Origin of the sequence: Flectobacillus longus (assembly GCF_030056705.1) — a bacterium.
Lineage (GTDB): Bacteria > Bacteroidota > Bacteroidia > Cytophagales > Spirosomataceae > Flectobacillus > Flectobacillus longus.
Window position 1 is genome coordinate 82379 of sequence record NZ_JASHIC010000033.1, and the last position, 12133, is coordinate 94511.

General features: G+C 37.1%; 12 protein-coding genes. 7 read left to right on the forward strand and 5 right to left on the reverse strand.

Annotated elements, in window-relative coordinates; genetic code table 11:
- Nucleotides 1-124: 124 nt before the first annotated feature.
- Nucleotides 125-988, reverse strand: a complete 864-nt coding sequence (locus QM491_RS21880) for an alpha/beta hydrolase (RefSeq protein WP_283329664.1) — start codon at nt 986-988, stop codon at nt 125-127.
- A gap of 369 nt (nt 989-1357) precedes the next feature.
- Here QM491_RS21880 and QM491_RS21885 point away from each other — a divergent pair, with 369 nt between their 5' ends.
- From QM491_RS21885 to QM491_RS21910, 6 genes are all read left to right on the forward strand, one after another.
- Entirely contained in the window at nt 1358-2062 is a 705-nt protein-coding gene (locus QM491_RS21885; RefSeq protein ID WP_283329665.1) for an esterase family protein, read from the forward strand.
- Nucleotides 2063-2125: 63 nt separating this feature from the next.
- Nucleotides 2126-3103: an ATP-grasp domain-containing protein gene (locus QM491_RS21890; RefSeq protein ID WP_283329666.1), complete on the forward strand. Its 978-nt coding sequence runs from the start codon at nt 2126-2128 to the stop codon at nt 3101-3103.
- Between the two features lie 66 nt (nt 3104-3169).
- Nucleotides 3170-4273: a carboxylate-amine ligase gene (locus QM491_RS21895; RefSeq protein WP_283329667.1), complete on the forward strand. Its 1104-nt coding sequence runs from the start codon at nt 3170-3172 to the stop codon at nt 4271-4273.
- 245 nt (nt 4274-4518) lie between these two features.
- Nucleotides 4519-5370, forward strand: a complete 852-nt coding sequence (locus tag QM491_RS21900; protein ID WP_283329668.1) for a type 1 glutamine amidotransferase — start codon at nt 4519-4521, stop codon at nt 5368-5370.
- Between the two features lie 62 nt (nt 5371-5432).
- Nucleotides 5433-6629: a hypothetical protein gene (locus QM491_RS21905; protein WP_283329669.1), complete on the forward strand. Its 1197-nt coding sequence runs from the start codon at nt 5433-5435 to the stop codon at nt 6627-6629.
- 3 nt (nt 6630-6632) lie between these two features.
- Nucleotides 6633-7886, forward strand: coding sequence for an aspartate aminotransferase family protein (locus tag QM491_RS21910; RefSeq protein WP_283329670.1), 1254 nt, complete (start codon nt 6633-6635; stop codon nt 7884-7886).
- 134 nt (nt 7887-8020) lie between these two features.
- Here the strand turns inward: QM491_RS21910 and QM491_RS21915 are convergent, their stop codons facing one another.
- Entirely contained in the window at nt 8021-8836 is an 816-nt protein-coding gene (locus QM491_RS21915; RefSeq protein WP_283329671.1) for a mechanosensitive ion channel family protein, read from the reverse strand.
- Nucleotides 8837-8978: 142 nt separating this feature from the next.
- Nucleotides 8979-9935, reverse strand: coding sequence for a TIM barrel protein (locus QM491_RS21920; RefSeq protein WP_283329672.1), 957 nt, complete (start codon nt 9933-9935; stop codon nt 8979-8981).
- 260 nt (nt 9936-10195) lie between these two features.
- Here QM491_RS21920 and QM491_RS21925 point away from each other — a divergent pair, with 260 nt between their 5' ends.
- Complete coding sequence (locus QM491_RS21925; protein WP_283329673.1) at nt 10196-10471, forward strand: DUF7710 domain-containing protein; 276 nt, start codon at nt 10196-10198, stop codon at nt 10469-10471.
- Nucleotides 10472-10760: 289 nt separating this feature from the next.
- Here the strand turns inward: QM491_RS21925 and QM491_RS21930 are convergent, their stop codons facing one another.
- Nucleotides 10761-11366, reverse strand: a complete 606-nt coding sequence (locus QM491_RS21930) for a TerD family protein (protein WP_283329674.1) — start codon at nt 11364-11366, stop codon at nt 10761-10763.
- A 20-nt stretch (nt 11367-11386) separates the two neighbouring features.
- A complete protein-coding gene (locus QM491_RS21935) occupies nt 11387-11944 on the reverse strand; it encodes a TerD family protein (protein ID WP_283329675.1) in 558 nt (185 codons plus the stop codon).
- Nucleotides 11945-12133: the final 189 nt, after the last annotated feature.

Sequence of the window (12133 nt, forward strand, 5' to 3'; positions counted from 1 at the left end):
ATCGAGAAGAGTAGGATTGAGGTTGAGTTTATTGAGAAAAAATAGGGGATTTCTGGACTCTTTGGCAAGATAGTCAGTTATAGGATATAGTGCTTTGTCGTTAACAAAAATTAAGAAAAAGTATCTATGGCTTCTCAAACACCCATTTCAAGAATGCTGGCATAACCTTTCCCCAAGTTTGAGGGTTATGTTCGCCCCCTTCAACTTGGTGATAATGTGTGTCAGCATTTGCATTATATCCCTTTTGATGGAGCTCCTTCATCAAATCCAATGTGTCATCGATGGCGTCGATGATGCCATTATTGTTGCGGTCGTCTTTTTCGTCATTTGTTCCTGCTTCAAACCAAAATTTGAGCCCAGATTTATAGAAACCTGCTCGAACAAGTTTGTGAATAATACGGTCATGCTCGTCGGTGTATCCCTCTTCTCTTTGTCGCCACCACAAGGCTCCTGAAAAAACACCAACTTTTGAGAACACATTGGCATGATGCCAAACAATATCAAAAGCGGATAAACCTCCCAATGAAAATCCTGCCAACACTCTAGCTTCAGGCTCTCTTTTCAAGGAATAATGGTGTTCTAGATAAGGAATGAGTTCGTTGATGACAAAAAGCGTGTAAAGTCCAGCTTTTGTACCACGGTTTTTGTAATCTGCTTGGGCTGCTGTACCATATTCTAAAATCCTTTCATGATTACAATGAATGCCTACCGTCAGAAAAGGAATAATATGATTGTTGCCTAAGATGGACTCTACGCTAGCTTGCATACCAAGTACAGGAAAATCTTGCCCATCATTTACCAAAAGCAAAGATAATTTTTGCTGATGTTGTGTAGGAGTAATGATTGATAAGGTGACAGTTCTTTGAAGATATTGCGAATAAATACTATCGTTTTTATATGTGGTTTGTTGCACTGGTTTAATATTTTTTTGTGAGTAGCTTAATGAAAAAAAGAGTAATTGTCCTAACAAGGTTAAAGTCAGTTTCATAAAAATAGAGTTTGTTGATTGAAAATAGAAGCTTTTCTTCGAGAATGTTCGTCTGAATTTGTATAACTCAAGAATGATTCACCCTAAACATTGGTAAAGTACAAATTTTGTCAATAACCTCGTATTGAGGAACAAAATTTGAGATTTTCCTGAAAAATACAGAATCCTTGGAGGAATCTTTGGAGAAACAATAAATTAATGAGTTAATTATTTTGAAAAATTTTGAAAATAAAAAACAATGCCTATTTTTAAGAGAAAATCCTCCAAGGAATGCCTGTTTGAGCGTGTCAAAAGCACGATTTTTCCTTTGAAGTACAATTTTTGACCTTTACCTCGAACAGTCCAAACACTTCAAAACCATTTAACCTTATGCAGGAAAGATATGTCAAGTATTACTCGCATCATTTGGGGGCAGACAATGAAATCTTAATCTACGGGCACTGGGGCTATCCTGTCATTGTGTTTCCTACCACTATGGGACGTTATTATGAAGCCAAAGATTTTAAGTTAATTGATGCCGCCAAAGATTTAATCAATGACGGAAAGGTAAAAATCTATTGTCCAGATAGTATCGATAAATACTCGTGGTATGCCAAACACCTTCATCCATCCGAGCGCATTCAAAACCATATTTATTATGATCAATACCTTGCTGAAGAGCTGATTCCTGCTATTCAGCGAGAATGTGGCGTAGCCAAAGTGGCCGTCGCAGGCTGTAGTTTTGGAGGGTATCATGCGGCAAATTTTGCCTTTAGACATCCCGACAAGGTTTCACACCTTTTTACGATGGGAGCTGCCTTTGATATTCGCTCTTTCCTCAGTGGTTTTTACAACGACCAAGTGTATTTTAATAATCCTCCCGACTATTTGCCTAATCTACATGATGCAAATTTGTGGCAAATGAATATTGTGCTAGGAACTTGTAACGCAGATTTTTGTAGACCAGAAACCGAAAGACTATCTGGAATCTTGAGTAGCAAACATGTCGACCATTGGTTAGATGTACGCTGGCATGGTACTCACGATTGGCCCATTTGGAGAGAAATGTTTCCAGAATATCTCTCAAGAATTTAATAAGAAATAAGCATAAAAGGGATTTTACAAAGTTCACTCAACAAAAAAAATACGAATAAAACTATGAAGAAAATCGGTATTTTACATGGAATGGAGAATACTTTTCCTGAAGCATTTGTAGAGCGCGTGAATCAGATTGCGCCAAAGGGAATCGTCGCTGAAAGAGCCTTGATTGATAAAGTAGTTCAAGGAGAATCTTCTGGATATGATGTAATTATCGACCGTATTTCGCAAGATGTACCCTATTACAGAGCGATGTTGAAAAATACTGCCATGGCAGGAACAGCCGTAATCAATAATCCTTTTTGGTGGAGCGCTGATGAGAAGTTTTTTAATAATGCCTTGGCTGTAAATATTGGCGTGCCTGTACCCAAAACTGTGATTTTGCCTTCCAAAGTTCGTCCAGACGATACTTCAGATACCTCATTCAGAAACCTGAAATTTCCTATGCCTTGGGGCGATATTTTCGATTATATCGGTTTCCCAGCTTATATGAAACCACACTCTGGTGGTGGTTGGAAAAACGTGTACAAAGTACGTGATGCCGACGAGCTATTTAATGCTTATGACGAAACAGGGCAATTGGTGATGCTTTTGCAGGAAGAGATTCTCTTTACTGACTATTTCCGTTGTTACTGTATAGGAGGTAAGGACGTCCGTATTATGCCTTACGAACCAAGAAATCCACATCATTTGCGCTACGATGCTCAGTTACCAACAGGGCCAGCAGCCAAGAAACTTTTAGCTACCGTCAAAGACTATGTGTTGGCGCTGAATCATGCCCTCGGCTATGATTTCAATACCGTAGAATTTGCTGTGCGTGACGGTATTCCTTATGCGATTGACTTCTGTAACCCTGCGCCTGATGCCGATGTGAACTCGGTAGGTCAAGAAAACTTTGAATGGGTGGTCGAAACCTCCGCAAAGTTTGCTATTGACCGTGCCAAAAAACATAAGCCAGAAAAAGATAATCTTACTTGGGGAACATTTGTTCGTAGCTCCGTGGCAGGGGTAGCTCGCGATAAAATGATGGAAAAATAGACCTTATTGAGAACTGTGTTTTGAAACAACATAGTTCTCAATCAAACCACCCAACCGCAACTAACTATGTCATTATTTACCCTAGGAATTGAAGAAGAATTTCAAACAATAGACCCCGAAACACGAGATTTGCGTTCGCACATGTCAAAGATTGTGGAAGGGGGTAAAATTAGTTTACAAGAAAGAGTAAAAGCCGAAATGCACCAGGCTGTTGTAGAGGTTGGTACTAATATTTGTTACAATATCCAGCAAGCGCGTGATGAGGTAATTTATCTTCGAAAACACATCATTGAGTTAGCCGATGCCCAAAATCTGAAAGTAGCAGCCGCAGGAACTCACCCTTTTGCTGACTGGCAAGATCAACTTATTACGGATAATCCACGTTATGATGCCCTCATCGACGAAATGCGTGACGTGGCAAGGGGAAATTTAATTTTTGGTCTACATGTCCATGTTGGTATAGAAAACCGTAATCAAGGTCTAGAAATACTGAATGCTGTTCGTTATTTCTTGCCCCATATATATGCCTTATCTACCAATTCGCCTTTTTGGTGTGGACGCAATACAGGCTTCAAATCTTATCGTTCAAAGGTTTTTGACAAGTTTCCACGTACAGGCATTCCTGAGTTTTTTGCTTCTGCTAGTGAGTATGACGATTATGTCAATTTGTTAGTAAAAACAAATTGTATTGATGATGGCAAAAAAATCTGGTGGGATATTCGCTTACATCCTTACTTCAATACCATCGAGTTTCGTATTTGCGACATTCCTATGCGTGCTGACGAAACAATATGTTTGGCGGCTTTGATGCAGGCATTGGTCGTTAAGATTTATAAATTGTTGAAACAAAATCTCAATTTTAGAAGCTACCGCAAAGTACTGATCAACGAAAATAAATGGCGTGCTGCACGTTATGGTATTCAAGGAAAATTGATTGATTTTGGCAAGCAAGAGGAAGTCCCTTATCGAAATCTTTGTGATGAGTTACTCGATTTTGTAGACGATGTGTTAGATGAACTAGGAAGTCGTCATGAAGTGGAATATATTCGTACAATTCTGGATAATGGTACAGGTGCCGATCGCCAACTAGCAGTTTTTGAGCAATCAGGAGGAGACTTAAAAAAGGTAGTGGACTATATCGTTGAGGAAACCAAAGTTGGCGTATTTTAAGATTGTAGAAATACAAAATAATATTTCATGACTGAATATTCTGACTATTTGAAACACAATTTCAATAAAGTTTTTGAGAAATAAAGATTAGGTAAATGTAAAATTTTAGCCAAAAGAATGACTGAAAATAGCTAATTTTACATTCTAATATTAAGTAATTAAGCACTTTAAGTATTTATTGCTGATGTCAAAATACATGTGCTTCCACTAAGAATCCCTAAGCATTTCCATCAACTTTGTTTCAGATGAATCATAATAGTCTTCGAATAGCCATTCTCGATATGTACGACAACGTAGCCAATGAAGGTATGCGTTGTATCTTGAATTTAATTAAAAACTTTGAGGAAGAATCTCATATTCCTTTACAATACAATATTTATAACGTTCGTGCCGAAATGGCCTTGCCAGACCTAAGTTATGATATTTATATCTCAACAGGTGGGCCAGGGAGTCCGCTCGAATCTGGCGAGTCTTGGGAAGCACCTTATTTTACTTTTATAGACTCCATTTTTGCCTATAATCGTGGCGAGGAAGTTATTGCAGGTATTCAAAAACCTAAATATATGTTTTTGATTTGCCATTCTTTTCAATTGGTATCTCGCCATTTGGGTATAGGAATGGTGTCAAAACGTAGAAGTACCTCTTTTGGGGTTTTTCCAGTGCATCGTACCATAGAGGCTGGTTCAGAACCATTTTTTGATGGATTGCCAGAGCCTTTCTATGTGGTCGATTCTAGAGATTATCAATTGGTTCGTCCCAACAAAAAACGCATCAAGGATTTAGGTGTAACCATTTTACGTTTAGAAAAAGAACGTCCGCATGTAAATTTAGAACGTGCTATTATGGCTATTCGTTTTTCTAAAGAGGTATTCGGGACACAGTTTCACCCTGAAGCCGATGGCGAAGGGATGTTACGTTATTTGCAAAAAGAAGAAAAACGACACGCTGTGGTTAAATCACATGGTTTAGCAAAATATAATAGTATGGTGGAGCAATTGGCTGATCCAGACAAAATTTTGTTGACAGAGTCAGTGATTTTACCTAATTTTTTGAAAACTGCAACTACTGCAATTTTCAAAACTACTTCACAGAATTAACAACGGATGGCCCTATCTGTTCACGATAAATACCCTCGGATAGGGCCGTCCGATTGAAAAATATGCATAAAGCTTCTCGACAAAACTTTAATGCTCAATTTTCTTCTGATACCTATCAGCAATTCCTTGCATCAATTCATCATGAATATCCTCAACAATTAGATTTTCGTGTAGCCGAAACACCTGTTTTTGTGCCAAAATCTTTTAAAAATCAATTGCTTGATGCCTGTGAGCATATTATTTCGGTATTAACTTCAACAAATTTTAAGGAGAAAACCAATAAGGCTATTCCGGATGGGCAAAATGTACCTCGTGAAAACCAGAACTCTTCTTTTTTGGCAATAGATTTTGCAATTTGTGAAAATGAGAAGGGTGAAGTAGAGCCTCAATTGATTGAATTACAGGGTTTTCCTTCGTTGTTTGCTTTTCAGTATTTTCTTTCAAAACAGTTTCAAAAAAAATATCCTATTCCTGACAACTTTGATTTTCTGTTTAATGATTTGACTCGACCAAAATATGTAGAGTTTTTAAGAAATTTAATTGTTGGAGAAGAAAAACCTGAAAATGTTATTTTGCTAGAAATTTATCCTGAAACACAAAAAACAAGGATTGATTTCAAAGTTACAGAAGAGTTGTTTGGGGTAAAATCAATATGTATTACCAAGATTATTAAAAAAGGGAAATTACTCTTTTATGAAGAGTTAGGAGAACTTGTACCAATTAAGCGTATTTATAATCGATTGATATTTGATGATTTAGCCAATTACCCTGAGCTTCAAACGGCATTTAATTTTACTGACGATGTAGACGTTGAATGGGTTGGACATCCCAATTGGTTTTTTAGGATTAGCAAATATATATTGCCATTATTCAAGCATCAATATATCCCAGAAAGTCATTATCTGTCTGATTTTCAAGGTAATTTTCCAAAAGATTTAGAAAATTATGTGTTAAAACCATTATTTTCTTTTGCAGGAAGTGGCGTAAAAATCAATATTACCGAAACAGACTTACAAGAAGTTGAAAATCCTACCGAGTATATTTTACAAAGAAAAGTCAATTATTTACCAGTCATCGAAACCACGGACGGAAGCAAAGTAAAAGCTGAAATTCGCCTATTGTATGGCTGGGAACAAGGAGCGCCTAAACCTACTTTATTGACCAACCTTGCACGTTTATCCAGAGGAGAAATGATAGGAGTGAGGTTCAATAAAGACTTTGATTGGGTGGGAGGAACAGTTTGTTTTATGGAAAAATAAGAAATGAAGCCACAAAATCTCGTAATTTTGTGGCTTCATCACATATTAAACATTACGATTTTGATTACGCAGCGTGAGTTATTTTTGAAAAATGTAGCCCAAACCTCAGATTTTCCATTAGCCTTGGAAATTGAGCGTGCCGAAGGGGTTTATTTATATGATACAGAAGGCAAGTCGTATCTAGATTTGATTTCGGGAATTGGGGTATCCAATGTGGGACATCGCCACCCCAAAGTCGTTGAGGCTATCAAAGACCAAGTCGACAAATATATGCACCTGATGGTGTATGGAGAATTTGTACAAAGTCCACAAGTGCAATTAGCCAAAGCTTTGGTAGATTCGCTAGCACCAAGTGCAGGAGATAGACCTGTGTTGGACAATGTATATTTTACCAACTCTGGCACTGAAGCCATCGAAGGAGCTATGAAATTGGCAAAACGATACACACAAAGAACAGAGTTCGTATCTTGTTACAATGCTTACCACGGGGCTACGCAGGGAGCATTGTCGCTATCAGGCAGTGAAAATTTCAAAAGAAATTTCAGACCTCTATTGCCTATGACCAAAAATATCACCCATGGGAATATGGATGATATTGAGCAAGTAACCGAACAAACAGCTGCCGTTATTATCGAAATCATTGGTGGAGAAGCAGGGGTAAGAGTGCCAACCGTAGCGTATTTTCAGGCATTAAGAAAAAGATGTGATGAGGTAGGAGCACTTTTGATTATTGACGAAATACAAACTGGTTTTGGTCGCACAGGAAGCTTTTGGGCTTTTGAGCAATTTGGTATCTATCCAGATGTAATTACCAGCGCCAAAGGAATGGGCGGAGGTATGCCTATCGGAGCATTTATTGCGAATCAGAAAGTAATGAGTGTGTTTAAGGATAATCCGATTTTGGGGCATATTACTACTTTCGGCGGACATCCTGTGTCGGCAGCAGCATCGCTGGCAACAATTAATTTGATTAGAGGGGAGAAACTGTATGAGTCTGTCCCTGAAAAGGCAGCTCTATTTCGTTCATTGCTAGTGCATCCTAAAATCAAAGAAGTTCGTAACCAAGGCTTGATGATGGCAGTAGAATTTGCTGATTTTGAGGAGTTAAAAGGAATTATCGATCGAGCTATAGAAAAAGGTTTATTGACTGACTGGTTCTTGTTCTGTGATAATTCGATGCGAATAGCTCCGCCTTTAATCATCACAGAAGAACAGATTAGAACTTCTTGTGAAATTATACTTTCATGTATTGAGTAAAAAAATATAAGGTATCCATAGTAGAGAGGCAATGCTTTGAGTCTAAAGGCATGTCATATCAAAAGGCGGTCGAAAATAATTTTTCGACCGCCTTTTGATGAATAATTAGAGCGTAAATACCGAATGTTTCATCATTATGATAATTGATGCAAATTTAGATGAACTTTAGGCGTTTCAATACCTTCTTTCTTTAACTGTTCATATACCAATTCAGTTACGCTATAATAAGTTGCCCAGTAATTTTCAGAGTTAGTCCAAACTCTCACATCAAATTTTAACGCATTTTCGGTCATAGAGTTGAGCAAAATATCATGTTCAATGTTCTGTAAAGCAGTAGGACATAGTTTCACCGCATTTGTAAATGCTTTTTTGACTGATTCTAACGAATTTTGATTTCCCACAGCAAAAACCATATCTACACGTATTGTTCCTTTGCCACTAATGTTGGTAATCGCAGATGTAGCTAATGCTCCGTTGGGTAAAATCAATGTTTTATTGTCTGGCGTTACCAAAATGGTATTGAATATTTGAACGGATTCTACCGTTCCTGTGAATCCTTGTGCACTGATTAAATCGCCAACTTTGTAGGGTTTGAAAATGAGTATCAATACACCACCTGCAAAGTTTGATAAACTTCCCTGTAATGCTAATCCAACAGCCAAGCCAGCCGCTCCAAGCACTGCTACAAAAGAAGTAGTTTGAATACCCAAAATACCTGCACAACTGAGCAATAGCATGATGTTTAAACCAACCGAAACAAGAGAGATTAGAAATGGCTGGACATCTTTATCAAAGTTGCTTTTGGTCATTTTGGAGCCTAAAAGCTGAGAGGCCTTTGTGATGATTTTACGACCAATCATAAAAACGATAAGTGCTAATAAAATTTTTCCACCATACTGTGTAACAGCAAGAAAGATTTGGTCCTTGAGATTTGAGAAACTAACGTCCATGGTAATAAGTGAGGTTTAAGTGAATAATTTGACTTTCGGACGTAATTGCTTGAAATAGTCACCTTTGGAAACAAAAAAGGGAGACTGTTGTAGTCTCCCTTCGTACAAATTAATAGTGGATAGTAATGTTCATGTAATATTTTTAAACCGATTTAATAAAATCGATACTTTTCTTTAATGCTACATCTGGATTTGCTACTAAATCTTGCTCTACAAAATAGTGTTTTACACCCACTTGTTTGGCTTTTTCAACAATCTCTTTTACACCCAAAACACCATCACCAGCAGAAGTCATATAAGGGAATAATTCAAACCATTGGTTAGAGCTATTGCCATCGCCAGAGAAACGTTTTTTCTCCTTCATATCCTTCAAATGAAGCATGTGATAGCGATTTTTGTATTTATCCAACAATGCAATTGGGTCAAGTCCACCAGCGGTTGTCCAATAAATATCCATTTCAAAGAAAACCAAATTTGGATCTGTTTTTTCCATGATCAGCTCTAATGGTACAATACCGTCCATTTTACTCAAGCCGTATCCATGGTTATGATAGCCAAACTTTAAGCCTTCTTTCTTCGCATTTTCACCAATTTTATTAAAATCGTCGATAATTCTTTTGTAATCATCCAAGTTTTTACGGCGATCTTCTGGAATAGCAGGCAATACCACATATTCAAAACCTAAAGTGCGTCCTGCTTCTCCGAGTTGAGGCATATTATCTAGAAGCGTTGCTAAATCAGTATGCGCTGAAGGAGTTTTTAAACCGTTATCTTGAAGAATTTGCTTTACCTCTTTATCTGATTTTCCGAAATATCCACTTCCGCTAAACCCAAGCATTGGCGTAACTTTGCTCCAACTTTCGCGGGCAGCTTCGGCACTAAATGGATAAGGTCCAAATAGCTCAATTTCTTTGTAGCCCATTTTAGATAAGAATTGCATTGTGCCTGCAAAGTCTTTATCGAGCATTTTTGGGAGAGAAAATAATTGAATTCCGACTTTGTTAACAAGACCTGCCTGTGCAAACAAATTATTCCAAGGCAATAAGCTTGCTGCCAAAGCACCACCTGAAGTTTTCAGAAAATCTCTTCTAGTATTCATTATAATTGGATAGTTTTTAGATTATTTATAGATGTAAATGTAAATATTTGCTTTATTGTATCAAAAAGAATAATTGATTTTTTTAAAATATAAATCCATTACATGCCATATTTGCCCTAGGTAAAGCTATCTCCAATGAGCTTAATACCAAGTTTAGAGGATATAAGTACGCTTATAGTTTGGTGACGCCAATTTGCTGGCGAAATTTCCAATAGAGTAATTAAAAGCTGTAATTTCATTAGTACATTAATATATAAAAAATGAAAAACCAAGTCTATGTTTTTACGGGAGAAGGGGCGAATTTTCCAGCAGGAATATTTGAAAGTAAGGAAAAAGCTGAGGAAGTTATTAAACGCTATTCATTGACAGGTATACTAAGTTTATATCCAATAGATATGCTATTGTATGATTGGGCAATTGAAAAAAAATATTTCGATATCAAAAAGGAATATCAAAAAAGCCCCAAATACATTGGACAATTTAGTTGTGCATCAGTTGACCATTTCCACTATGAGGAAGGTGTTTGTCTTACCTAAATAAGATTTAACCCTCTTTGGAGTTATCTCCAAAGAGACTTGCGTCAGCAACGAGCCAAGTTTAGAGGATATAAGTACGTTGATAAGCTGTTAATGCCATTGCTGGAGAAAACTCCAGCAATGGCAATACAGAAGATGTTTTCTTTTGCCTTCATTGGAGTTATCTCCAATGAGACAAGCGTCAGCAACAAATCAGGTATCGAGGAGATAAATAAGTAAGTCGGTTTGTTGCTGACGCCTATTTGCTGGAGAAAACTCCAGCAATGGCAATTAAAAGCACTCTGACAATCTACATATATCTGTCTTGAATCAACATGACTGTCTCTTTAATATTTTTGGCTTTGATTGGGTCGCCTAATGCTGTAAAAGTCCAGTTGTGATTGAGTTTTTCGATTTTACCCATAATCATAGATACATACCCGCTGTAAGTTTCGTCTGAGGCGATATTGTATGTAGCAAAAGTTTGTTGTGGATTATGGTTTTTACCTTCTACAATTTTGATTTTGGCATAAGGAATAGAGGCAAAATCTTGTTGTTTATAGGAGTTTAAATAAATAAAAATCGAAGTTACTTTGGGATTTATTTGCTCAAGATTAATGTAAATGATTTCATTATCCTTATTGTCAGCGCTACTATCACCAACCCTATCGTCACCACTATGCTTAATAGCTCCATCTCTAGATTTTAGATTGTGGAAATATACGGTTTCAATTTCTTGTTTGTCACTGTCAAAAAGTGAAACAGACCCATCTAAATCAACAGCAGTTGAGTCTTTTAAGAGCCCAAACAAGAAAGAATGTTGGATACTTCCCCAATCAAGTCCGATGCTAATTTCTTTGAGTTGAGTGCCGTTTTTCTCCAAAGAAATACGGCTATTTTTAGTAAGATTTATCATAAATTTAAAGTGTCTATCAATTATACGAACATATCTACTAAGGCTTGCAATTCGGAAGTTGAACCTTGAGAATCAGCATAGAAATACCATTCATTGCCCGATTTCTTGATTCTGGCAAAAACAAGGGCATTTTCGGCATTGTGAGAACTATCCAAGTCATAATTTACAACCTCTGCTTTAGTGTCCATATCCACTATACGTATGTATGCATCACGCAACATTCCGAAGGTATGATTACGGAGCTGTGCTTGGTGAATGGTGACACAAATACAAATTTCGGTGGCGTTGGGGTGAATATTATCTAAGTTTGCTAAAATGACCTCATCGTCGTCGTTGTCACTACCTGTACGGTTGTCTCCTGTATGTTGCACTGAGCCGTCAGGAGCTTTTAGATTGTTGTAAAAAATAAAATACTCATCAGATAAGAGTTTGCCATTAGCACCTAGAATAAACACTGATGCGTCGAGGTCTACAGGGATAGAAGCGTATTCCCAGCCAAGCCCAATCATCAGTTTGTTGAGCTTTGTCATGGATTTTGATAGGTTGATTGAACCACCTTTTTTGAGATTGATTGCCATTTTTGTTTTGAGTTTAAGTGTTTTTTAAATAGGAAACAGGTATCAGATATAGCGCTATCTAATTTTTGAAAATAGACATTATCACGGTTTCAGAAGTATCATAAAAAAAGGCTTGAATTTTTTAGATTTGTAGTTGCAAAACCAAACAAACTAAAAAAGACGAGCCATGAACAAAATTAACACATTAAC

Coding starts and splice junctions, on each gene's coding strand:
- QM491_RS21880 (WP_283329664.1), bottom strand. CDS start 988: ATGAAACTGACTTTAACCTTGTTAGGACAATTACTCTTTTTTTCATTA.
- QM491_RS21885 (WP_283329665.1), top strand. CDS start 1,358: ATGCAGGAAAGATATGTCAAGTATTACTCGCATCATTTGGGGGCAGAC.
- QM491_RS21890 (WP_283329666.1), top strand. CDS start 2,126: ATGAAGAAAATCGGTATTTTACATGGAATGGAGAATACTTTTCCTGAA.
- QM491_RS21895 (WP_283329667.1), top strand. CDS start 3,170: ATGTCATTATTTACCCTAGGAATTGAAGAAGAATTTCAAACAATAGAC.
- QM491_RS21900 (WP_283329668.1), top strand. CDS start 4,519: ATGAATCATAATAGTCTTCGAATAGCCATTCTCGATATGTACGACAAC.
- QM491_RS21905 (WP_283329669.1), top strand. CDS start 5,433: ATGCATAAAGCTTCTCGACAAAACTTTAATGCTCAATTTTCTTCTGAT.
- QM491_RS21910 (WP_283329670.1), top strand. CDS start 6,633: ATGAAGCCACAAAATCTCGTAATTTTGTGGCTTCATCACATATTAAAC.
- QM491_RS21915 (WP_283329671.1), bottom strand. CDS start 8,836: ATGGACGTTAGTTTCTCAAATCTCAAGGACCAAATCTTTCTTGCTGTT.
- QM491_RS21920 (WP_283329672.1), bottom strand. CDS start 9,935: ATGAATACTAGAAGAGATTTTCTGAAAACTTCAGGTGGTGCTTTGGCA.
- QM491_RS21925 (WP_283329673.1), top strand. CDS start 10,196: ATGAAAAACCAAGTCTATGTTTTTACGGGAGAAGGGGCGAATTTTCCA.
- QM491_RS21930 (WP_283329674.1), bottom strand. CDS start 11,366: ATGATAAATCTTACTAAAAATAGCCGTATTTCTTTGGAGAAAAACGGC.
- QM491_RS21935 (WP_283329675.1), bottom strand. CDS start 11,944: ATGGCAATCAATCTCAAAAAAGGTGGTTCAATCAACCTATCAAAATCC.